At 64.6% G+C, this 22,862-nt stretch carries 19 protein-coding genes; 10 read left to right on the top strand and 9 right to left on the bottom strand.

Annotated features, from left to right (window positions below; genetic code table 11):
• Positions 1 to 61: 61 nt before the first annotated feature.
• Positions 62 to 2,035 carry a siderophore amonabactin TonB-dependent receptor gene (locus AB5Y53_RS10850; protein ID WP_042017256.1) on the bottom strand — a complete coding sequence of 658 codons (1,974 nt, stop codon included), beginning with the start codon at positions 2,033 to 2,035 and terminating at the stop codon, positions 62 to 64.
• 60 nt (positions 2,036 to 2,095) lie between these two features.
• On the bottom strand, positions 2,096 to 3,331 hold the full coding sequence (locus AB5Y53_RS10845; RefSeq protein ID WP_368181961.1) for an MFS transporter: 1,236 nt from the start codon (positions 3,329 to 3,331) through the stop codon (positions 2,096 to 2,098).
• A 215-nt stretch (positions 3,332 to 3,546) separates the two neighbouring features.
• Between AB5Y53_RS10845 and AB5Y53_RS10840 the strand changes: the two genes are divergently transcribed.
• Positions 3,547 to 4,296 (top strand): hypothetical protein, encoded by a 750-nt coding sequence (locus AB5Y53_RS10840; protein ID WP_103259986.1) that lies wholly within the window; start codon positions 3,547 to 3,549, stop codon positions 4,294 to 4,296.
• A gap of 9 nt (positions 4,297 to 4,305) precedes the next feature.
• On the opposite strand, the gene AB5Y53_RS10835 is transcribed toward AB5Y53_RS10840, so the two are convergent.
• The 3 genes from AB5Y53_RS10835 to AB5Y53_RS10825 form a co-directional block, all read right to left on the bottom strand.
• Positions 4,306 to 4,767 carry a DUF2919 domain-containing protein gene (locus tag AB5Y53_RS10835; protein WP_043155869.1) on the bottom strand — a complete coding sequence of 154 codons (462 nt, stop codon included), beginning with the start codon at positions 4,765 to 4,767 and terminating at the stop codon, positions 4,306 to 4,308.
• A gap of 144 nt (positions 4,768 to 4,911) precedes the next feature.
• Complete coding sequence (gene corA / locus AB5Y53_RS10830) at positions 4,912 to 5,859, bottom strand: magnesium/cobalt transporter CorA (RefSeq protein ID WP_005301617.1); 948 nt, start codon at positions 5,857 to 5,859, stop codon at positions 4,912 to 4,914.
• A 415-nt stretch (positions 5,860 to 6,274) separates the two neighbouring features.
• Entirely contained in the window at positions 6,275 to 7,918 is a 1,644-nt protein-coding gene (locus AB5Y53_RS10825; protein ID WP_368181960.1) for an electron transfer flavoprotein-ubiquinone oxidoreductase, read from the bottom strand.
• Positions 7,919 to 8,044: 126 nt separating this feature from the next.
• Between AB5Y53_RS10825 and AB5Y53_RS10820 the strand changes: the two genes are divergently transcribed.
• The 5 genes from AB5Y53_RS10820 (at position 8,045) to aroG (ending at position 13,845) form a co-directional block, all read left to right on the top strand.
• Positions 8,045 to 8,794: an electron transfer flavoprotein subunit beta/FixA family protein gene (locus AB5Y53_RS10820; RefSeq protein WP_368181959.1), complete on the top strand. Its 750-nt coding sequence runs from the start codon at positions 8,045 to 8,047 to the stop codon at positions 8,792 to 8,794.
• 103 nt (positions 8,795 to 8,897) lie between these two features.
• Positions 8,898 to 9,827 carry an electron transfer flavoprotein subunit alpha/FixB family protein gene (locus tag AB5Y53_RS10815; RefSeq protein ID WP_368181958.1) on the top strand — a complete coding sequence of 310 codons (930 nt, stop codon included), beginning with the start codon at positions 8,898 to 8,900 and terminating at the stop codon, positions 9,825 to 9,827.
• Between the two features lie 224 nt (positions 9,828 to 10,051).
• Positions 10,052 to 11,140: a 3-phosphoserine/phosphohydroxythreonine transaminase gene (gene serC / locus AB5Y53_RS10810; RefSeq protein WP_010674452.1), complete on the top strand. Its 1,089-nt coding sequence runs from the start codon at positions 10,052 to 10,054 to the stop codon at positions 11,138 to 11,140.
• 170 nt (positions 11,141 to 11,310) lie between these two features.
• On the top strand, positions 11,311 to 12,591 hold the full coding sequence (aroA, locus tag AB5Y53_RS10805) for a 3-phosphoshikimate 1-carboxyvinyltransferase (protein ID WP_049636217.1): 1,281 nt from the start codon (positions 11,311 to 11,313) through the stop codon (positions 12,589 to 12,591).
• Positions 12,592 to 12,789: 198 nt separating this feature from the next.
• Positions 12,790 to 13,845, top strand: coding sequence for a 3-deoxy-7-phosphoheptulonate synthase AroG (gene aroG / locus AB5Y53_RS10800; RefSeq protein ID WP_041212942.1), 1,056 nt, complete (start codon positions 12,790 to 12,792; stop codon positions 13,843 to 13,845).
• 86 nt (positions 13,846 to 13,931) lie between these two features.
• Here aroG and AB5Y53_RS10795 read toward each other — a convergent pair whose 3' ends face one another.
• Positions 13,932 to 14,654 (bottom strand): TerC family protein, encoded by a 723-nt coding sequence (locus AB5Y53_RS10795; RefSeq protein WP_010674455.1) that lies wholly within the window; start codon positions 14,652 to 14,654, stop codon positions 13,932 to 13,934.
• Between the two features lie 117 nt (positions 14,655 to 14,771).
• On the opposite strand from AB5Y53_RS10795, the gene AB5Y53_RS10790 reads away from it, so the two are divergent.
• The 3 genes from AB5Y53_RS10790 (at position 14,772) to AB5Y53_RS10780 (ending at position 18,037) form a co-directional block, all read left to right on the top strand.
• Positions 14,772 to 15,887 (top strand): ATP-NAD kinase family protein, encoded by a 1,116-nt coding sequence (locus tag AB5Y53_RS10790; RefSeq protein ID WP_368181957.1) that lies wholly within the window; start codon positions 14,772 to 14,774, stop codon positions 15,885 to 15,887.
• Between the two features lie 107 nt (positions 15,888 to 15,994).
• A complete protein-coding gene (locus tag AB5Y53_RS10785; RefSeq protein ID WP_010674457.1) occupies positions 15,995 to 16,273 on the top strand; it encodes a YfcL family protein in 279 nt (92 codons plus the stop codon).
• Positions 16,274 to 16,372: 99 nt separating this feature from the next.
• On the top strand, positions 16,373 to 18,037 hold the full coding sequence (locus tag AB5Y53_RS10780; protein WP_010674458.1) for an AMP-binding protein: 1,665 nt from the start codon (positions 16,373 to 16,375) through the stop codon (positions 18,035 to 18,037).
• 797 nt (positions 18,038 to 18,834) lie between these two features.
• Here the strand turns inward: AB5Y53_RS10780 and cdd are convergent.
• From cdd to AB5Y53_RS10765, 3 genes are all read right to left on the bottom strand, one after another.
• On the bottom strand, positions 18,835 to 19,716 hold the full coding sequence (cdd, locus tag AB5Y53_RS10775) for a cytidine deaminase (protein WP_368181956.1): 882 nt from the start codon (positions 19,714 to 19,716) through the stop codon (positions 18,835 to 18,837).
• Between the two features lie 226 nt (positions 19,717 to 19,942).
• Positions 19,943 to 20,629: an LrgB family protein gene (locus tag AB5Y53_RS10770; RefSeq protein ID WP_041212945.1), complete on the bottom strand. Its 687-nt coding sequence runs from the start codon at positions 20,627 to 20,629 to the stop codon at positions 19,943 to 19,945.
• Positions 20,626 to 20,985 (bottom strand): CidA/LrgA family protein, encoded by a 360-nt coding sequence (locus tag AB5Y53_RS10765; RefSeq protein ID WP_368181954.1) that lies wholly within the window; start codon positions 20,983 to 20,985, stop codon positions 20,626 to 20,628. The genes AB5Y53_RS10770 and AB5Y53_RS10765 overlap by 4 nt, the downstream gene beginning before the upstream one ends.
• A 129-nt stretch (positions 20,986 to 21,114) precedes the next feature.
• On the opposite strand from AB5Y53_RS10765, the gene AB5Y53_RS10760 reads away from it, so the two are divergent.
• Entirely contained in the window at positions 21,115 to 22,830 is a 1,716-nt protein-coding gene (locus AB5Y53_RS10760; RefSeq protein ID WP_368181953.1) for a glycoside hydrolase family 36 protein, read from the top strand.
• The last annotated feature ends 32 nt before the right edge of the window (positions 22,831 to 22,862 follow it).

The raw sequence follows: 22,862 nt of genomic DNA, 5'->3' as shown, positions 1-22,862 counted from the left end.
TCGGGGAGGCAGAAACGCAAAAAGGGAGCCCCGCGACCGGGGCTCCCGCATACAGGATGGATTACAGCTTGTAATCGACCCCTGCGTAGACGGTGCGACCTTCCAGGATGAAGTCGGCGTCGGTTGCCACCTCGTCACGCTGGGTGTTGGTGAGGTTGGTGATGCCGAGCTTGAAGTCCAGGGCCGGGGTGACGGTCCACTTGGTGTTCACGTCCAGTGTCTGGTAGTGCTTGGAGGTGAATGCCTGGGCGTTGCGGGCCGGCACCTTGATCACCTGGCTGCCGACATATTGCCAGGCCAGGTTGGCGCTGACCACGTCGCTCGCCTTCCAGTCCAGGCCGATGTTGCCGGTGTGATCCGGGGTCTTGGCCAGATCGTCACCCGTGCTCTTGTCTTCGGAGTCCAGCAGGGTCAGGTTGCCGGTCAGCTGCACGTTGTCCAGCACGTCGAACCAGCCGGTCAGCTCCAGCCCCTTGATGCGGGCCTTCTTGACGTTGAGGTAGGTCATGACGGTCGGACGGTAGCCCGGGCCCCACTGATCGCTCTGGATCAGATCCTCGATCTCGTTGTGGAAGCCGGTCACGCCTGCGCCGAAGCGATCGGCGTTGTAGGCGGTGCCAAGCTCGTAGCTGACGGAGGTTTCCGGCTTCAGATCCGGGTTGCCTATCACCTTGCAGGCGCCGCGGCAGGCGGTGGTGGCGAACCCTTCGCTAGACTGGGCCAGGGTCGGGGCCTTGAACGCCTTGCCGGCGCCGCCCTTGATCACCCACTCGTCACTCAGGGAGTAGAGGGCGTAGGCACGGGGGCTGAACTCGTTGCCATAGGTCTCGTGGTGATCCAGACGGCCGGAGAGCGTCAGGGCCAGATCCCCAAAGCCGAACTCGTCTTGCAGGTAGAGAGCGCTCTGGCTCGCATCCACGCTGCCGTTCTGGATGCTGCGGCTGTGCTCCAGCTCGGTCTTGCGGAACTCTGCACCTGAGGTCAGCAGGTGATCCCCGAGGTAGCCGCTCAACTGGCCATCCACCGTGTTGTTGGTCTGGGTGATGTCGGCGGCGCCACCGTTGAGCTGGGAGTCATCCATCAGATCGGTCTGCTCGAAGTAGTAACGAGCGCGGCTGTCGAAGTGTTCCCAACGGCCGTTATGGGTCAGCCCCAGACTCAGGCGATCGAGTTTTTGCACGTTGTGGGGGGTGGCCGGAGCGGTCGGGGCACGGGGCACATTGTTGAAGTAGCTGTCCATGTCGTTCTGGTTGTAACCCAGATCGAAGTCGATGTCCTGGTTGTCGGCCACCAGCCACTTCAGGCTGGAGAGCACGTTGACCACTTCCCGTTTCTCCAGGGCGTCGGCATCCGGGTTGTTGGACTGATCGCTCTTCCAGCGATCCCGCTGATAGCCTTCCACCACCACGCTGCCCAGCAGCTTGTTGTCGATGAGGGCGCCGGAGACGAAGGCGCTACCCTGGTTGGCATCCCCGCCATCCCCCTTGGTGGGCATGGTGTGGGTGTAGCCGACGGCCGCTTCGGTGTTCTCCTTGGCCTGGCGCAGGATCACGTTGACCACGCCGCCGAGGGCATCGGCCCCGTACAGGGAGGAGACGGGACCGCGGATCACTTCGATGCGCTCGATGGCGGCCATGGGGATGGAGCTTAAGTCGAAGTCGTTGCCAAAGGAGCTGCCCAGGGTCTCGCGGGCGTTGACCCGCTTGCCGTTGACCAGCAGCAGGGTGTAGTCACCGCCCATGCCGCGGATCTTGATCTCGTTGCGACCCGTGGGGTTGGTGCCGATGATGTTGACACCGGGCACGTGCTTGAGGGCATCGCCGATGTTGTTGACGTTCATCTTGTCCAGATCGGCGCGGGTGACCACGGAGACGCTGGCCGGGGCGGTCAGCTCGGTGTGCTTGGTCTGGGTGGCGGTGACCACCACCGTCTCGTTGGCCTTGACGGACTCGGCCTGGGCCAGGCCCGGTACGGCCAGCAGACCAAGGGAGAGCAGAATGGGGTTCAGTTTAAAGAGGCCGTGCTGCAACTGCATTGTCAAAAACTCCATGGATATAACTGAGGTTATGGGGTCCGGATTCTTCTGATCCGGTGCTCACTGACTTCCTTGTCTGGCGGTGCCAGAGGCAGGATTATTGTTATCTCTTGTGCGCTTCAGGCCCCGTATGAGGAACCAGATACCGGCGCAGGCCACCAGGGTGCACGCAATGTTGATCCAGGCCAGGGTGGGGAAACCGTGCAGGGCGCCCCCCTCGTCGGAGACCAGATATCTGGCGGAGAACAGGCTGCCTAGGCCCGCCGCCACATTGGTGACCGAGCCCTGGAAAGACATGAAGGCGGCGCGCTGATGGGGGGCCGGAATGGCCGCCGTGACCGCGAGGGTGGTGCTGGCGCGGGCGGAGCTCAGGGCCATGAAGAGGGTGAACAGCAGATAGAGAGGCAGGCCTGCTGGCAAGGCAAAGCCCACCAGGGTGATCAGGGCCAGGGCCAGGCTGGTGAGCAGGATGGCGCCCTGGGCGCGGCCCTGATCGATCCAGCCGCCGCACAGGCGCATGGTGGCCATGCTGGCAAGGCCGCCGCACAGATAGAGGCTGGCGATCTGCTCGCGCGGGAAACCCAGGTTGAACTGGAAGTAGTTGGCAAAGTGCGGAATGAGCAGGAAGTGGCCGAACATCTGCAGGCAGAGGATGAAGAGGGCTCCCTGGCAGAGCGGTGACCCCAGCAACTGGCGCATCCCCTGGCCTGCCGGGGCCCGGTTGACCGGCAGGGACGGCAGCCAGATGGCACACAGCAGGGCCAGCAGCAGGCCGCCTGCACCAAACAAGAGGAAGGGGCTCTGCCAGCCAGACCACTGGGCCAGCACGAGGGCCGCGGGCACGATCAGAATGGCGGCCAGGGAAAACGCCATGCCCACGTAGGCGAGACGGCGGCCCCGCTCGGCGGGCGGTACCAGATCCAGCACCGCCGCCATCAGGATGGCCCCCAGGGGGCCGGCCACGCAGCCGGACAGGATAAAGAGCAGCAGCAGGGTCTGGCTATCCTCGGCCAGGGCGCAAGCCATCAAGAGCAGGAAGCGCAGGACCAGCAGTACCAGCAGGGCGGGTTTGCGGTTGACCCGATCGAGCCAGGGGGCGGCCAGGAGGCCCAGCAGGGCGGCGCCCAGGGTGGCGCCGCCGCTGAAGTAACCTGTCTGCTCCGGCAGCATCCCCAGGCGGGTTACCAGTTCCGGGCCAAGGGGCATCACCATCATCATGCAGCCCATGGAGAGCATGTTGATGAGCAGCGCCAGGTGGATGGCGGCAGGGGTGGATGCGACGGATTCTGGCTTCATCAGAGGCTGACTCGAAAAAATGAGTCCGAATTGTATCCGAGGGCTTTTGTTGTGACAACAAATGATAACCATTTTTATTTGTATTGATTGGTATCTTAACGAGTCTTTATCTGGTGCCTCTGTGTGGGGTTGCATACCAGGCCCGTTGCAATCGGGGCGCCATGGACCATGATGGCAGGAAGCGAGAGGGTGGCGGTGAACGCCGGGAGGAGAAGATGCGCGCTGGATCAGGGTATTGGGGGCTGGGGTGCTGCCTGTTGTTGGCATTGCCCCTGAGGGCCGAAGTGAAGGTCATACCGGTATTCGAGGCGGATGCCGCGGTGCAGACGCTCAAGGAGATCTATCCGGATCTCGGGGTGAGCGCCATGGGCAACCAGCTGGTACTGAGCGGAACCCCCGCCCAGTTGCAGGAGGCCGAGCGGACCCTGGCGCAAGTGAACCAGCCGCCCCAAAGCCTGCTCATCGAGTGGCGGGTGGATGGCGCTTCCAGCCGTCAGCAGGCCGGAGTGGGGCTGGGCCTGGATGCCAAACGGCAGTGGTTGCTGGAGGGGGATGCCCGGCACTATGAACGCAGCCAGAGTGACAACTGGCAGGTGCGTGGCCTCTCCGGGCGGCCCGTGTTGTTGCAGATGGGGTCCTATCAGCCGGTCACCTTTTACCAGTGGCAGGGGGGAAGGGTGGTGGGCATGATGCCGCTGATGAACGGCCTCTACGCCACCGCGACCCTGATAGGGGACAGGGTGCAGGTGGCCCTCAGCAGTGAACAGGCAAGAGTGGAGCGGGGCAACATACACACCGGCCAGAGTGCCACCGAGGTGAGCGGCGCCCCGGGCCAGTGGCTGACGGTGGGGGAGCTTTCCACAACCCAAGGCAGCCGGGAGGCCGCGATCGCCAATCCATCAGGCATGGGCGGGGCCAGCGGCAGCGAACGCCAGACTCTGCAGATCCGGGTCACGCGCCAGTGAACCAGCCTGTCAGTGGGGTTGATCCAGAGCGTAATCCCGCAACTGGCGGCTTCTCAGCAGATACCAGAGCGCCCAGAGGCTGGCGATGAGCACCAGGGCGGTGGGCCAGTTGAACGACCACTGCTGCAGATTGAGGCTGTGCAGTTGCATCACCAGGCCGCTCGCGGTGGAGCAAAGCAGCAGGGCGCGGCTGTGGCGTCTGAGCCAGGCTCTGGCACTGTGGGTCTGGCGATGGGTGCCGCCGCAGGCGAGCAGCGCCAGCATGGCGGGCACGTCCGTCAGCAGGCTGATATAGAGGGTGAGTTTGTCCGGGTAGAAGAGGGTCAGGATGGCGCTGCCACTCTCCCGGGTGACCCCTGCCATCAGAAACAGCCAGACCGAGCGGGTCAGCAAGAGGGCGATGGGCCAGAACCAGAGCGGGGGGCGCAACTGGCCGTGATCGTCGTAACGGTGTTCGGGGTAGAGGGTCATGGTGGCCCGGTATCCATTCATGCAGTGCGAGTGATGAAGGGGATATGGGGCACAGGGCAGGCCATTGCAAGGCCTGCAACGGCCGGGAATTAATCGGGGGGCCAGGCCCCCCAATCCGCAGTCTTTAGTTGCCGGGTTCCGGCGTCACAGCCAGCCTTTTCGCTTGAAGAAGAGACCGGTGCCCAGCGATGACATCACCATCAGCACCAGGGAGAGGGGATAGCCGTATTCCCAGGCGAGCTCCGGCATGCGGCCGAAGTTCATGCCGTAGATGCTGGCGATGAGCGTCGGCGGCAGGAAGATCACCGCGGCTACCGAGAAGATCTTGATCACCTTGTTCTGCTCCAGATTGGTCACCCCCATGGAGGCCTCCAGCTGGAAGTTGATCTTGTCGAACAGGAACTGGGTATGGGGCAGCAGGGATTCCACGTCGTGCAGCATCTCGTCGATCCACTTGTTCTGCTCCCCCGTCATGCGCTGGCGCAGACTGCGTTTGAGGAAGCGCAGGGCGCGGCGGGTATCGTGCAGGGAGAGACGGATCTGGCCGTTGGCCTCTTCCTGGGCCATCAGCTCCTTGAGCATGGGGTTGATCTGGTCCGGCTCGAAGATCTGATCGGCCGTGTTCTCCAGGGTCTTGTACCCATCCTCGATCAGGTCTGAGAGATACTCCACCTTGAGGTTCTGCACCTCCAGCAGGATGTCGAGGGCGTCTTCGACCTCCAGCCTGTCCTGGCGCATGTAGTGGCGCAGCAGACGCACCAGGCCGATGTCGTCCTCGCGAATGCTGATCAGCAGGTTGTTGCGCAGGGTAAAAGAGACGTGCACACCCTTGGTGTCGCGACCGATGCGCTGGGGAAACAGGGAGTGGATGTGCAGACCGTCGGTGTCCCAGTAGAAGCGGGCGGATGCCTCGATGTCATCGAGCTCCTCCTTGTCCGGCACCTCCTCCAGGAACAGGCCCGTCAACCATTCTCGCTCCGCAGTGTCCGGCTTGTAGGCATCCAGCCAGACGGTGTTGTCGGGAACGATGTCATCCGGCCCGAGCGTGACTATGTCCAGCACCTTGTTGTTGAGAATGTAGGCGGTGATCATCTGTCCCCCCTTAAGAAGTCATGGGTAATCAGGGATGGTTGCACAGGTTCATGCGGCCTTAGATCGCACGGAAAGCGATCCCATGAAATAGCATAACGAGGCCGATGGACAACCTGAATGCGGCGAACTATACAGGGGCGGGACCCGCTTGTCAGGGCCTATTCATCAGGGGTTCAGCCTGTTCGCTCAAAAAATCGGCGAGGTCGGATCAGCCGTGGCGACCCCGATGCGGGCGATCCCGACGTCGCCTCCTTTGTTCGCCCTGGTGTGGGGGAGGGCCCGGGCTCACCGGCGGGAATGGCAGGTTGCTGGGCTCCCTGCGACAGCCCCCGGCCAAGCGCAGGAAACGGTCTCCGGGCGGTGTTCCGGGGCTGCATCTCCTTGTTATCTGCTCTGGTGTGCGTGGGCAAGCCTGTTACATATTGGGATAGTTGGGGCCCGAGCCGCCCTGGGGCGGCGTCCAGACGATATTCTGGCTGGGATCCTTGATGTCGCAGGTTTTGCAGTGAATGCAGTTGGCGGCGTTGATCTGCAGCCTTGGCCGGGTATCCCCATCAAGGATCTCGAACACCCCCGCCGGGCAGTAGCGCTGGGCGGGTTCGGCCCAGGTGGGCAGGTTGACCTCGACCGGAATGCGCGCGTCCTGAAGGGTCAGGTGACAGGGTTGATCCTCGTCGTGGCTGGTGCTGGCCAGATAGACGGAGGAGAGCTTGTCGAAGCTGAGCTTGCCGTCGGGTTTGGGGTAGTCGATGGGCTGGCAACGGCTGGCCAGGCGCAGCTGGCGGTAATCCGGCTCCTTGTCCAGCAGAGTAAAAGGAGAGGTCAAGGCAAAGAGTCGCTGCTCCAGCCAGTTGAAGGCGCCGCCGAGCCAGGGGCCGAAGCGGTGCAGGGCGGCCCCGACGTTGCGGGCCCTCTTCAGTTCCCGGGTCAGCCAGCTTTGCAGCAGCGCGTCCTGAAACTCGGCCAGATCCCGTCCCCCTTCATCCCCTCCTCGCAGTGCCATGGCGACCGTCGCGGCCGCCACCATGCCGGACTTCATGGCGGTGTGAATCCCCTTGATGCGGGAGAAGTCGAGGGTGCCCGCGTCACAACCGATGAGCAGACCGCCGGGAAAGTGCATGCGCGGCAATGAGTGCCAGCCCCCCTTGGTGATGGCCCGCGCGCCGTAGCTGATGCGCTCGCCCCCCTGCAACGTTGCCGCGATGAGGGGGTGGTGCTTGAGACGCTGGAATTCGTCAAAGGGGCTGAGCCAGGGATTCTGGTAGTTGAGATCGACGATAAGGCCGACCGCCACCTGATCCTGGGCCAGATGATAGAGATAGAAGCCCCCCTGACTCTTGTTGCCCTTTCCCTCCCCAAGGGGCCAGCCGCTGCCGTGCAGCACTCGGCCCGGTTTGCCTTGGCCGGGAGGGAGCTGCCACAGCTCCTTGAAGCCGATGGCGTAATGCTGCGGCTGGGCGGTATTTTCCAGATGGAATCGGGCGATCAGCTGTTTGCCGAGGTGGCCGCGCGCCCCTTCGGCAAACAGGGTATAGCGGCCATACAGGGCCATGCCGGGCACGTGATCCGGCTTGGGGTTGCCCTCCTTGTCGAGGCCAAGATCGCCGGTCACCACACCGCGTACCCGGCCCTCCTCCACGATGAGGGTGCTCGCCGCAAAGCCCGGGTAGATCTCGACACCGAGGGCCTCGGCCTGCTTGCCGAGCCAGCGGCAGAGGGTGCCGAGGCTGATGATGTGGCTGCCGTCGTTGTGCATGCGGGGTGGCACCGCCCAGTGGGGCAGCTGCAGGGAGCGGCTGTCACTTTGCAGCAGATGGACCTGATCATCCGTCACCGGCACGCCGAGGGGGGCCTCCTGCCAGCTCTCTGGCAGCAGCTCCCTGAGGGCGACGGGATCGAGCAGGGCGCCGGAGATCAGGTGGGCACCGATCTCGGCACCCTTCTCCAGCAGGCAGACCGAGAGGGCCGGTGCCTGCTGCTTCAATGCGATGGCGGCGCTCAGGCCTGCCGGGCCGCCACCGATGATGACGACATCAAATTCCATTGCTTCGCGTTCCATCTTGCCTCTGCGCTCGACTTGGCCTAGGGTAGTGCTGGTAGTTTACGTAAACGTAAACCACTTTGTCAGCAGAAAAGTGAGTGACGACAAGGTGGACCCACACAACAGGTATGAGGGATGACCGCCATGAAGCTGCTGGTCGCAGTCAAACGGGTCGTTGATTACAACGTCAGGATCCGGGTCAAGGGGGATGGCTCCGATGTGGAGCTCGCCAATGTGAAGATGGGCATCAACCCGTTTTGTGAAATCGCGGTGGAGGAGGGGGTCAGGCTGCGGGAAGCCAGCGTGGCATCCGAGCTGGTGGTGGTGACCTTCGGCCCCGAGGCGGCGGCCGAGCAGTTGCGCCATGCCCTGGCGCTGGGGGCGGATCGGGCGCTGCACTATGTTACCGGCGAGACCCTGACCCCGCTCACCGTGGCCCGGGCCCTGCAAACGGTGTGCGGGCAGGAGCAGCCCGACCTGGTGCTGCTCGGCAAACAGTCCATCGATTCCGACAACAACCAGGTGGGGCAGATGCTCGCCGCCCTCAATGACTGGCCGCTTGCCACCTTCGCCTCCGCCATCAGGCTGGTTGAGGGGGAATTGCAGGTGACCCGCGAGATAGACGGTGGCCTCGAGACCCTCGGGATGGCGCTGCCCGCCGTGGTGACCGTGGACTTGCGCCTCAACGAGCCGCGCTTCGCCTCCCTCCCCAACATCATGAAGGCCAAGCGCAAGCCGCTGGAGAGCCAGCCGTTCGCCGCCCTCGGGGTGGTGCCGGCCGACCAGACACGGCAGCTCGGGGTGATGGCGCCGCCGGTACGCAGCGCCGGCATCAGGGTGGGCTCGGTGGACGAGCTGCTGGACAAGCTCAAGCACGAAGCCCGGGTGCTCTGATGGGCAGGGGCATGAGAGGGATGCCTCCCGCAGGCGTGAGCGCCATGCATGGGGCAACGGCCCCGGGGAGCAAGGGATCAATGGATGACATGAAGGTGCTGCCATGAGCGTACTTGTGATTGCGGAACATCATCAGGGGCGGATCGCCGACAACCTGGCCCAGCTGGTCACGGCGGCGGGGCGCCTGGGGGGCGAGGTGCATCTCTTGCTGCTGGGACAGGGGCTGACGGAGGCGGGGGAACAGGCCGCCGCCCTCACGGGGGTAAACCGGGTGCTGCTGGCGGAACATCCCATGCTGGCGGAGGGGCTCAACGACGGGGTAGACAGACTGCTCGCCGAGGTGGCCAGGGACTACCAGCATTGCCTGATGGCGGCCAGCAGCCAGGGCAAGGATCTGCTGCCGCGAGTGGCGGCCAGGCTCGGGGTGGAGATGATCGCCGAGGTGACCGGCATCGAGGGGCCCGACACTTTCCTGCGTCCCATCTATGCGGGCAACGCCATCGCCCGGGTGGCGAGCAGCGCCCCCATCAAGGTGCTCACCGTGCGGCCCACCGCGTTCGCCAAGGCCGGGTCCGGGGAGGAGCGTGCCGTGATGGAATCGCTGCCGGTGGGCGAGGTGTGCTGCCGTACCCGGCTCATCGAGCGGCGTGCGGTGCGCTCCGCCAGACCCGAGCTCGGGGCGGCCCGGGTGGTGGTCTCCGGCGGGCGGGCGCTCGGCTCGAAAGAGCACTTTGCCCTCATCGACGCACTGGCGGACAAGCTGGGGGCTGCCGTCGGGGCATCGCGGGCCGCCGTGGATGCGGGTTATGTCTCCAACGACCTGCAGGTGGGGCAGACCGGCAAGGTGGTGGCCCCCGAGCTCTACATCGCGGTGGGCATCTCGGGCGCCATCCAGCATCTGGCGGGGATGAAGGAGTCCAAGGTGATCGTCGCCATCAACAAGGACGCGGAGGCCCCCATCTTCCAGGTGGCGGACTACGGTCTGGTGGGGGATCTCTTCACCCTGCTGCCGGAGCTCACCGCCAAGCTGTAAATTTGCCACAAAGGGGCGAAGAAAGCCGTCCGTGCTGTCTCGCCCCCGTTTCCATGCATATTCTCTGCAAGCCCTGGCCCGTTCAGGGCTTTTGTCTGATGGGTGCCCGGTGGCGCCAGGGCAAAAGGTTGCGCTGGATCCCAAAAAGCCTTTGCCCCCACGGGGGGCTGTCGTGTAAAAACGTTCGAGTCACCGATCACACACATCCATTCACGGAAAGCGTCATGAGCAAACAGATTTACAACTTCTGCGCCGGCCCCGCCATGTTGCCGGTTGAAGTCATGGAGCGCGCCCAGCGCGAATTTTGTAATTTCCAGGGGCTGGGAGCCTCGGTCATGGAGCTTTCCCATCGCGGCAAGCCCTATATGGCGGTCGCCGAGAAGGCCGAAGCGGACCTGCGCGACCTGCTGGCGGTGCCGGACAACTACAAGGTGCTCTTCATGCACGGCGGTGGCCGCGGCCAGTTCTCCGCCGTGCCCATGAACCTGCTGGGTGGCGCCAACAAGAAGGCAGATTACCTGGTGACCGGCGTCTGGGCCCAGAGCGCCGTGGATGAAGCCCAGAAATACGGTGACATCCAGACCTTCCAGGGGGTAGCCAAGAACGAGCAGGGGGTCTCCCACCTGCTGCCGACGCCGGCATTTCGCGCCGATGCCGCCTATGTACACTACTGCCCGAACGAAACCATCGATGGCATCGAGATGTTCGACATCCCGGCCACCGGCGATGTGCCCCTGGTGGCGGATCTCTCCTCCACCATCCTCTCCCGTCCCCTCGACGTGAGCCGCTTCGGCATCCTCTACGCCGGTGCCCAGAAGAACATAGGCCCCTCTGGTCTGGCCATCGCCATCGTGCGCGATGACCTGCTGAACCAGGCCCGCGCCGATGTGCCGTCCATCTTCGACTACCAGCTCACCGCCAAGAACGACTCCATGTTCAACACGCCCCCCACCTACGCCTGGTATCTGGCCGGTCTGGTGTTCGAGTGGCTCAAGGAGCAGGGTGGCCTGGCGGCGATGGAAGCACGCAACAAGGAGAAGGCCGACTTCCTCTACGGCTACCTCGATCAGTCGAGCTTCTATGGCAACAAGGTGGATGTGGCCTGCCGCTCCCGCATGAACGTGCCCTTCCAGCTGAAAAACGAGGCCCTGGACAAGCTGTTCCTGGCGGAGTCGGAAGCGGCCGGTCTGCTGGCCCTCAAGGGACACCGCATCGTCGGTGGCATGCGCGCCAGCCTCTACAACGCCATGCCCCTGGAAGGGGTCAAGGCCCTGGTCAGCTTTATGGATGACTTTGCCAAACGCCACGGTTGAGGCGTGTCTCCCCATTGCCAGACGCCGGGGACTCCCCGGCGTCTGTTTTTCAGACCCATCCTGACCCAGGCTGCCCTCTCCCGCGGTCGTGCCACTGTCGAACTTGCCGCGGGGGACGCGGGCTGTTAACGTCCGGTCAGGTGATTTAATTGAGATCGAACAGGAAGTCTATGAATTCGTTGCGTTTGGAACCCATTTCTAGCGTGGCCGGGGTGGTCAATCTGCCCGGCTCCAAGAGTGTCTCTAACCGGGCTCTGCTGCTGGCGGCTCTGGCCCGGGGCACCACCCGGCTGACCAACCTGCTCGACAGCGATGACATCCGCCACATGCTGGCGGCGCTGACCCAGCTCGGCGTCAAGTACAAGCTCTCCGCCGACAAGACCGAGTGCACCGTGCACGGTCTGGGTCGCAGCTTCGCGGTCTCGGCACCGGTCAACCTGTTCCTCGGCAATGCCGGTACTGCCATGCGCCCCCTGTGCGCCGCCCTGTGCCTGGGCTCCGGCGAGTACACCCTGGGCGGCGAGCCGCGCATGGAAGAGCGCCCCATCGGCCACCTGGTGGATGCCCTGCGCGAAGCGGGTGCCCACATCCAGTACCTGAAGAAAGATGGCTATCCGCCCCTGGTGGTGGATGCCAAGGGGCTCTGGGGTGGCGATGTCCACATCGACGGCTCCGTCTCCAGCCAGTTCCTGACGGCGTTTTTGATGGCGGCCCCCATGGCGGCCGGCGACACCCGCATCCACATCAAGGGGGAGCTGGTCTCCAAGCCCTACATCGACATCACCCTGCACATCATGAAGCAGTTCGGGGTGGTCATCGAGCACGACGACTACAAGGTGTTCTACATCAAGGGCAACCAGACCTATGTCAGCCCAGGCGACTTCCTGGTGGAAGGGGATGCCTCCAGCGCCTCCTACTTCCTCGCGGCGGGCGCCATCAAGGGCAAGGTGCGGGTTACCGGCATCGGCAAGCACAGCATCCAGGGGGACATCCACTTCGCCGACGTACTGGAGAAGATGGGGGCCCGCATCACCTGGGGCGATGACTTCATCGAGGCCGAGCAGGGGCCGTTGCACGGCATCGACATGGACATGAACCACATCCCGGATGCGGCCATGACCATCGCCACCACGGCGCTGTTTGCCGAGGGCACCACCACCATCCGCAACATCTACAACTGGCGGGTGAAGGAGACCGACCGCCTGCACGCCATGGCGACCGAGCTGCGCAAGCTGGGCGTGGAAGTGGAGGAGGGGCACGACTTCATCACCGTGATCCCGCCCGCACAGCTCAAACACGCGGCCATCGACACCTACAACGATCACCGCATCGCCATGTGCTTCTCCCTGGTGGCGCTCTCCGATACGCCGGTCACCATCAATGATCCGGGTTGCACCTCCAAGACCTTCCCGGACTACTTCGACAAGCTGGCCAGCGTCAGTCAGGCCTGAGCCCTTTCGGCCCGCTTCGTGCGGGCCTTTTCATCTCTGCCCCCCGCTTTTTTTCATGCCTCCTAGCAGCATTATGCAAACTTGCAAGGTGCGATAATAAAATTCCTTGCCGAAGAATGTAATTTTCTATTTACACCGACCCGGCACAGGGCTAGATTGAGATCTCTTTATCGCAGTCATCTAGCAGGAAACTTGGTCATGCAGCATCAAACCGACGACGTTCGTATCAGTGAAATCAAAGAGTTATTGCCCCCGGTTGCGGTGCTTGAGAAGTTTCCGGCGACCGACACCGCCTCGGCCACCGTGTTTGAATCCCGTCAGGCCATCCACAACATCCTGGCCGGCGACGATGATCGCCTGCTGGTGGTGATCGGCCCCTGCTCCATCCACGATCCGGTCGCCGCCCTGGAATACGGCAAACGCCTCAAGGTGCTGCGCGACGAGCTGAAAGATCAGCTGGAGATCGTGATGCGGGTCTACTTCGAAAAACCCCGTACCACAGTAGGCTGGAAGGGGCTGATCAACGACCCCTACCTCGACAACAGCTGCCAGATCAACGACGGCCTGCGCCTGGGTCGCAAGCTCTTGCTGGATCTCAACGACATGGGGCTGCCGACCGCCTCCGAGTTCCTCGACATGATCACCCCGCAATACGTGGCGGATCTGATGAGCTGGGGTGCCATCGGCGCCCGTACCACCGAATCCCAGGTACACCGCGAGCTGGCCTCCGGTCTCTCCTGCCCGGTGGGCTTCAAGAACGGCACCGACGGCACCATCAAGGTGGCCATCGACGCCATCGGCGCCGCCAGCGCCCCGCACCACTTCCTGTCGGTGACCAAGTACGGTCACTCCGCCATCGTCTCGACCGCTGGCAACCCGGACTGTCACATCATCCTGCGCGGTGGCCGCGAGCCCAACTACAGCGCCCGTCACGTGGATGAGGTGGTGAGTGGTCTGGACAAGGCCGGTCTGCCCCAGAAAGTGATGATCGACTTCAGCCACGCCAACAGCAGCAAGCAGTTCAAGAACCAGATGCTGGTGGCCGAGGACGTGGCCGGTCAGCTGCGTGCCGGCAGCAAGGCGGTGTTCGGCGTCATGGTGGAGAGTCACCTGGTGGAAGGGCGTCAGGATCTGGTGGACGGGTGCGAGCTCACCTTCGGCCAGAGCATCACCGACGCCTGCATCGGCTGGGCCGATACCGAGGTGCTGCTGCGCAACCTGGCGGACGCCGTGGCCGCTCGCAACGCCCTCTGAGCCCAAGGCGCCCCGCTGGCGGGGCAATAAAAAAGCGCGACCCTGGGTCGCGCTTTTTGTTTGGCCATCTCTCGGCAGGTCGCGGTTTACTTGGCCCGCTCCTGGTGGCCGCGCAGGCGGATGTTGATCATCTCCACCACCAGCGAGAAGGCCATGGCGAAGTAGATGTAACCCTTGGGAATGTGCAGATCCAGCCCTTCGGCCATCAGCGCCACCCCGACCAGGATAAGGAAGGAGAGGGCCAGCATCTTGATGGTGGGGTGGGTATCGACGAAGTCGCCGATGGCCTTGGCGGCAAACATCATGACGCCGACGGCGATGATGATGGCCAGCACCATGACAGGGACATGATCCGCCATGCCCACGGCGGTGATGACGGAGTCCAGGCTGAAGATGATGTCGAGGATGGCGATCTGCACCAGGGTGGACAGGAAGCCCGCGGTCTTGCTCACCACACCCGCCTCTTCGGCGGCCCCTTCCAGGCTCTGGTGGATCTCGTGGGTGCTCTTGGCGATGAGGAACAGACCTCCCACCAGCAGGATGAGATCCCGTCCCGAGATGGCTTCCCCCAGCACGGTGAAGAGGGGCTCGGTGAGGCGCATCACCCAGGCCAGGGAGAGCAGCAGCAGGATGCGGGTGCCCATGGCGAGCCCCAGCCCCAGGATGCGCGCTTTCTGGCGCTGGGCTTCCGGCAGGCGACCCACCAGGATGGAGATGAAAATGATGTTGTCGATGCCGAGCACGATCTCGAGCAGGGTCAGGGTGGCGAGCGCGACCCAGGCGGAGGGGTCAGCAATCCATTCCAGCATGATTGAACCTTGGTTGAACAGTGATTGAGGTAGAAGCCGCGCATTTTAGCAGGGGGTCATGGCTTGTCCCAGTGGCGGGAAAAGATAAAAATGGCGGCGATCCAACAGGAGGGAAACATGTTTCGATTAGGGCTCATCATCAACCCCGTCGCCGGCATCGGCGGGGCCGTCGGTCTCAAGGGCAGTGACGGCATGGTCGCCGAGGCGCTGGCGCGCGGGGCCGTCCCCAAGGCCCGGGAGCGGGCCCGCCAGGCCCTGTTGCCCCTGTGCGAGCTGACCACCCCCTTCGAGCTGCTGACGGTGGCCGAAGAGATGGGGGCCGACCTCGCCGCCGAGCTGGGGTTGCCCCATCGCATCGTCCATCGGCCTGCCGGGGCGCAGACGAGCGCCGAGGACACCCGAGCTGCCGCCCTGGCCCTGCGCGATGCCGGGGTGGATCTGCTGCTCTTCGCCGGTGGCGATGGCACCGCCCGTGACATCTGCGCGGCGGTGGGGGAGTCCTGCCATGTGCTCGGCATCCCGGCGGGGTGCAAGATCCACTCCGGGGTCTACGGGGTGACGCCGGCGGCGAGTGGCCGGGTGGCGGCCAGAATGATCGCAGGGGAGCTTCTGAGCCTGGTGGATGCGGAGGTGATGGACATCGACGAGGAGGCGTTTCGCGCCGGCAAGGTGCGCGCCCGCCATTACGGCCAGTTGCTGGTGCCCGGGGATCTGCGCTACGTGCAGGCGGTCAAGCAGGGGGGGCGGGAGTCCGAGGAGCTGGTGCTCGCCGATATTGCCGCCGGTGTGGTGGAGCAGATGGAGCCCGATACCCTCTACCTGATGGGGTCAGGGAGCACGGTGGCCGCCTGCATGGGGGAGCTGGGTCTGGAAAATACCTTGCTCGGTGTGGATCTGGTGGAAAATGGCCGGCTTATCGGGCAGGATCTCAGCGCCGCCGAGATCCTGACCCGGATCCGCGGCCGTCGCTGCCGTCTGATCATCACCCTGATCGGCGGTCAGGGACATCTGTTCGGGCGCGGAAATCAGCAATTGAGTCCAGACGTGATCCGGGCCGTCGGGCGCGAGCATATCCAGGTGCTCGCCACCAAAGCCAAGCTGGCGGCGCTAGAAGGCCGTCCGCTGCTGGTGGACACCGACGATCCGGCACTGAACCGGTCGTTGAGTGGTTATCTGCGCATAACCACGGGATACAAGGATCAGGTCATCTACCCGGTGGCCAACCCGGAATAGGACATCAAGGATGCGGCTGGCCTGGCGCCAGAGAGCCGCGATCAACCGGATCGCGGTTCCACTCCCCGAATTTTTTGCCGGCAACCCCGGAAATGAGGCTGCGTTAAATGACGATTCACGATTTTGAACACAAGTTGTTGGGACTGATCGACGCCATGGTCGCCACGGCCAGCGAAGACGAGCTGTTTGCGGGCGGCTATCTGCGGGGGCACATCTCCCTTGCGGTGGCGCGCGCCGAGCTGGAGGGCAAGACCCTGGTGCGGGACGTCAAGAGCTATGTGCTGCGCAGCCTGAACGAGGCCATCTTGCAAGGTGAGCTCTCCGAGCAGGACGAGGTGCTGGTGCAGGAGATGTGGAAGCGTCTGCAGGCCCAGGCGGAAGCTTGATCCCATTCGCAGTTCAAACACAAGTTTAAGTAATCTGCTTCCCTGAGTGTTATCAAAAGGTTAATAATGAGGCTCGCCTTTTGTTTCAGGGATTAAACCATGGCCTCCACCTCACGCATTGCCACCAGACTGCCGCTCGAGATGCTCTATCACTGGGAGCGGCAGTGTCCCGACCGAATCTATCTGCGTCAGACCATCCACCGCGAATACGTCGACTTCACCTGGGGTGAGGTTGCCGACGAGGCGCGGCGCATGGTGACGGCACTGCGCGCCCTGGGCCTGGAGCCCGGTGACAAGGTGGCCCTGCTCTCCAAGAACTGCGCCCAGTGGTTCATCGCCGATCTGGCGATGCAGATGGGGGGATACGTGAGCGTGCCCATCTACCCCACCGCCAACGTCGACACCATCGAATACGTGCTGCGCCACAGCGAAACCAGGGCGATCTTCGTCGGCAAGCTGGACGACTGGAAGAGCCAGGAGGCGGGGGTGCCCGGGGATCTGCTGCGTATCGCCCTGCCTTACGACACCATGCCGGCCGCCCACCAGTGGGACGATCTGCTGGCGCAATACGACCCCATCCCGGACAGCCCGGTGCAGGCGCCGGATGCCCTGCTGAGCCTGGTCTACACCTCCGGCAGCACCGGCAAGCCCAAGGGGGCCATGCTGAGCGTGGAGCGCTACGCCTGGTCCTGCGAGAAGCTGGTGGAGGCGGTCTCCCTCACCGCCGAGGATCGCGGCTTCTCCTACCTGCCCCTTGCCCACATCACCGAGCGGGTCTACATCTACGGCGGCAGCCTGTTCAGCGGTGCTACCATCGCCTTCCCCGAATCCCTCGACACCTTCATCGAGGACGTCAAGCGCTGCCGTCCCACCGTCTTCATCTCGGTGCCGCGGCTCTGGGCCATGTTCCGCATCAAGATCCACGAGAAGCTGCCCCAGAAAAAGCTGGCGCTGCTGCTCAAGATCCCCCTCGTCTCCAGCCTCATCAAGAGCAAGCTGCAAAAGGGGCTGGGGCTGGATCAGGCGCGGGTGCTGGGCTGCGGCTCGGCGCCGGTGGCCCCGGCGCTGCTGGAGTGGTATCACAGCATCGGCATCCATATCACCGAGGCCTGGGGCATGACCGAGAACCACGCCTACTCCACCCTCAACTACCCGTTCCGGGCGGACAAGATAGGCACCGTCGGCAAGGCCGGGCCCGGGGTGACCATCAAGATCTCCGACGAGGGGGAGATCCTCTGTCGCTGCGACGGCATGATGGTGGGCTACTACAAGGATCCCGAGCACAGTGCAGAGGCCATCGACGCCGAGGGCTGGTTGCACACCGGTGACATGGGCAAGCTGGACAGGGAGGGTTACCTCACCATCACCGGCCGCATGAAGGATGTCTTCAAGACCGCCAAGGGCAAGTACGTGGCCCCGGTGCCCATCGAGGGGATGCTCGGGCAGGAGCCCATCATCGAGCAGCTCTGCGTCATCGGCTACGGCATGCCGCAGCCGGTCGCCCTGGTGCAGCTCGCCGAGAGCGCCATGAAGGGGGACAAAGCCGGGGTGGAAGCCCAGCTGGAGGCCGCCCTCAATCGGGTCAACGACAAGCTGGAATCCCATGCTCGCCTGCGGGGCATCCTGGTGGTCAAGAGCCCCTGGAACATCGAGAACGGGGTGCTGACCCCCACCATGAAGATCCGCCGCCACCTGCTGGAACAAAAATACGCGGACATCGGCGAACGCTGGTCCGGCAGCCAGCGCATCCTGTGGGAGTCCTGACAGGGGCCGGCGCCGCCATATGGGCCACATCAATGACAGTCGGGGGAGCCAGTGGCTCCCCCGCTGTATTTCAGGGGGAAGCAAGCCGACAGGGGGCGGGCGGGGCTGGGGCATTGACCCCTTACCCGAGGTTTCTCGCCGCCATGCCGCCGCGCATCGAGGGAACAGGCAGGGAAAGGCATTTGCAAAATCCATGGAGAGGGGTGATCCCAGTGGCTGGGCGAATGCATCTTGGGGTCACACACGGGGGCCGCAAGGGGCGGGGGCGAGGTATTTATCCCTTCCCCGAGGTTTCCCGCCGCCACCATGCCGCCCCGCGTCGAGGGAACAGGCAGGGAAAGGTATTTGCAAAATCCATGGAAAGGCGGGATCCCAGTGGCTTGGCAAATGCATCTTGGGGTCACACACGGGGGTCGCAAGGAGCGGGGTGGGGCATTGGCCCCTTACCCGAGGTTTCCCGCCGCCATGCCGCCCCGCGTCGGGGGAATCGGCAGGGAAGGTATTTGCAAAATCCATGGAGAGGCGGGATTCCAGTGGTTTGGCGAATGCATCTTGGGGTCACACACGGGGGCCGCAAGAGGCGAGGGCAGGGCATTGACCCCTTCACCGACGCTTCCCGCTGCCGCAGAGGAGGTCTGCCAATAAGGTCATCGGAGGGAGACCGCCCTCACATGGGGCAGGGGGGCATCTGGTGCACGGCGCCAGAGGCGCAGAGAAAGGGGGTGAGGGGCAGGATGAGAGCCGCAGAGAGCAAGAAGGGGAGCCGCAGCTCCCCTTCCCGTTGGTGGATGCCGGGGTCAGACGGCTTTGTACTCAAGCTCGACCGAGCCCAGGGCCTTCAGGGTGGACTGGGCCGAATCCCGCTGACTGATCTGGCCATCCTTGCTCTCCAGCAGCACGGCGCGGTGCACGGTGGCGAGATCCTCGCCACCCAGCACAGCGTGGGCGCAGGCCATCTGCATCGGCGGCAGGCTCGGGTTGAAGGCGGCGTTCTCGGCATAGCGGCCGCAGAAGATGCGCCCGTCCTCGAACTGCAGCGCCACCGCGGCATAGCCCTGGCTGTAGGGGGCATAGCTCTGGCGGGCGGCGGCGAGCGCAGCCTGCCACAGGGGGTCGTCGCTCTCGAGCACCAGCTCGTCGTGAGCCTGGGGGCTCATCAGGGCATCGGTGATCTCGAGATCGGCGGGGCCGAAGGAGTGGGGCAGGAAGGATTGCAGCTCGCTGAGATCGTCCGGCAGGGAGACCTTCAGGGTCTTGGCGGTGCTCAGCTCGTTCATGAACTGGCGGCAGTGGCCGCAAGGGGTGTAGTTCACGGTGATCTCGGAGATCCCGGTCTCGCCACCCAGCCAGGCGTTGGAGATGGCGGACTGCTCGGCGTGGACCGAGTGGAACAGCCCCTGGCCCGCGAACTCCATGTTGGCGCCAAAGTACCAGGTGCCGCTCAGGCCGCAGGCGATGGCGCCGACGAAGAACCTGGAGATGGGGGCCACCGAGCAGGCGGCCGCCAGCGGCAGCAAGGCCAGACGCAGGGCCCTGTCATCCAGCCCGGTGGCGGCCTTCAGGGTCGCGACCTGGTCCGGGGTGAAACGGGCCTGGAAATCGTCCCCCAGCATGGGCAGCAGGGCGGCCTGGAGCGGGGCGGAAAGGGTCTCGAATGGCTTGGCAAAGCGGGGATGCATACTGTGTCCTCAAAGGCCAATTGGGGGGCCATTGTAGGGAGCAAGCGCGGCAAATTGTGTGAGCGCGCTCACGCCTTGATGGGCAAAGGGGCGGGGATGGTAAAGGAAACGTTTGTCTTTCGCAATCTGTGCGCCAGCTCCCGGCATCAGGGAGGCGAGGGTATCGGATGGAAACGGTGAAAGGGCACAGAGGCCATGACCGCAGGGGCGGCCACGGCAACGGGGATCAGGTCAGCCAGTGGTAGAGGGCGAACAGCAGGGGGGCGATGGCCGCGGTCAGCACACCGCACACCACCATGGCCAGCGACGAGAAGGCGCCCTGGGTCACCCCCTGCTCGGCGGAGGCGGCGGTGCCGATGGCGTGGGCGCAGGCACCCATGGCGAGTCCCTGGGCCTCGGGGTCGGTGACCCGCATCAGCTTGAGCAGGGGATAGCCCGCCAGGGCCCCCAGGATCCCCACCACCACCACCACGGCGGCGGCGATGGCGGGAATGCCGCCGAGGGACTGGCTGACGCTCATGGCGAGCGGCGTGGTGATGGACTTGGTGGCGATGGAGGCGAGCAGCGCCGGATCCGCCCCCATCAGGTGGCCGACCCCCAGGGTGGTGCAGACCGAGATGAGCACCGCGGTGAGGGTGCAGGCCAGGATGGGTGTGAGCTTGTCGCGGATCTGGCGTGCCTGCTGGTACAGCGGCAGGGCCAGGGCCACCACGGCGGGTTCCAGTAGGGCGGTGAGGGGCGAGGCCCCCTGCTGGTACTGATCCAGGGGCAGATCGAGCCAGAGCAGCAGGCCGATGATGACGGCGGTGGGGATCAGCACCGGATTGATGACGGGCCAGGGCAGGCGGCGGTAGAGGGCCCGGGTCATGAAATAGAGGGCCAGGGTGAGGGGCAGGGCGAACCAGAGGATCATGGCTTGTTCATCCTTTGATAGAGGTGGCCGACCGCGCCCAGGATGAGCACGATGCCGAGTACGACGCAGAACATGATGAGACCGAAGGATTGGCGCAGGGGCTCGAGCCAGGCCACCAGGCCCACCGCCACCGGCACGAACAGCACCCCCATGTGGCGCAGCAGCAGGCCGCCCCCCAGCTCGACCCAGGAGAAGCGGACGATCTGCATGGAGAGCAGCACGAACAGCAGCAGCATGCCGATGATGCTGCCGGGGAAGGCGAAGGGCAGGATGGCCGCCACGGCCTTGCCTGCCAGCAGACAGGCGATGATGACCAGAAAATCACGAAGGTAGCGCAGGGTGCGTTGCAGCAGCACGGGGGCCTCATCTTGGCAAGTGTGAGCGAGGTCGCAGTTTAACAGGCACGGGGGGGAGGGAACAGGGTCAACTGGCCCGCAGGGGATACAATGGCCCGGCTTCAACCCCATTCACAAGAAGGAGTTCCCATGTCGACCCCCTCTCTCCTGGCCCGGTTGCGCCAACTGCCCGCCGATCCCGCCCTCCCTGACACCCTGCTGCAAACCCGCCAGTGGGAGGGGCCGCTTTGCCGGGTGAGGCTCGACAACACCGGGAAGCAGTCCGAGGCCGTCCACCACTGGCGGCTGTTTGAGGGGGATCTCGGACTTGCGCCCGACGCGGCCATCTACGGAGAGGGGTTCCAGATGCTGGCCCAGACCGGGGGACGCTGGAATGCCCCCGAGCACCTGGGCCGCTGCCCCGATGCGTCTGTCTATCGCATCACCGCCGACGATAGCTACCACACGGTGCACAACCTGCTGCTGGTGGCGCTGGAGGGGGGCTGGCTGCTGCTGGCCTTTGCGAGCTGCCAGCGTTTTGGCGGGGAGTTTCGTCTCCATCCCGACGGGCGCCTCGAGATAGTGATGAACACCGAAGGGCGCACTCTGGCGCCGGGTGCACACTGGCAGAGCGAGGCGCTGATCTGCCTGGAGGGGCCGGACAGGGAGGCCCTGCTCGCGACGCTGGCGCAGCATATCGCCGCCGAGCACGGCTCCCTGGTGGGGGAGGTGCCCACGCGCCCGAGCGGCTGGTGCTCCTGGTATCACTACTACGCGAACGTGAGCGCGGCGGACATTCGCGAGAACCTGGCGGTGCGGGCCGAGCGTTTCCCGGCCCTGCGCTACGTGCAGATAGATGACGGCTATCAGGGGAAGATGGGGGACTGGCTCACCCCTTCCGCCAAGTTCGAGGAGGGGGTGGCGGCCCTGGCAGGGGAGATCCGCGCCGCCGGTTGCGAGCCGGCGCTCTGGGTCGCCCCCTTTATCGCCGAGCCCGGCTCGCAAGTGTTCCAGGATCACCCTGACTGGTTCGTGAAAGGGGAGGATGGCCTGCCGCTCCCCTCGGAGCGGGTCACCTACGGGGGCTGGCGCTGCACCCCCTGGTACGTGCTGGATGGCACCCACCCCGAGGTGCAGACGCACCTGGAGCAGGTATTTCGCACCCTGCGTACCCAGTGGGGCATTCACTACTTCAAGCTCGATGCCAACTTCTGGGGGGCCATCCACGGTGGTCGCTTCCACGACCCCGCCGCCACCCGGGTGGAGGCCTATCGGCGCGGCATGGCCGCCATCCTGCGCGGCGCCGGGGAGGGGGCCTTCCTGCTCGGCTGCAATGCGCCGCTGTGGCCGAGCCTCGGCCTGGTGCACGGCATGCGGGTGAGCGATGACGTGGAGCGCCAGGGCCCCCGTTTTCGCCAGATAGCGCGAGAAGCCTTCTGCCGCGCCTGGCAGCACGAGCGGCTCTGGGTGCTGGACCCCGACTGCGTCTGCCTGCGGGATATTCCGGGCCAGCACGGGAGCCGCGCCGAGTACGACTTTCACCTGGCCGCCCTGGTGGCGAGCGGTGGCATGGTGCTGGCGGGGGACAGATTGCAGGATCTGGACGAGGCGCAAGGGGCGCGCCTTGGCAAGCTGCTCGCCCTGTGCGCCGCGCGCACCCCGGCGGCCCGCTTCGAGGGGATGGCATTCGAGCGCGGGCGGGTGGCGCTGCCCGGGGGCGGCGAGCTGCTCTGCCTGTTCAACTGGGGGGAGCACCCCTGCGAGTTCCCGTTGACGCCGGGGGGCACGGACTTCTGGGACGAGACGCCCCTGGGGAGCACCCTGGTGCTGCAAGGGGGGCAGGGGGCGGTGATCCGCTACCCCTGATGGCGTTGCACTGCAAAAAGGCTCCCTCGGGA

This window comes from Aeromonas sp. R7-5, from assembly GCF_040908015.1.
In the GTDB taxonomy this organism is placed as follows: Bacteria; Pseudomonadota; Gammaproteobacteria; order Enterobacterales; family Aeromonadaceae; genus Aeromonas; species Aeromonas caviae.
Note: the sequence above shows the minus strand (reverse complement) of the source record. Positions and strands in the feature narration are given on the sequence as shown.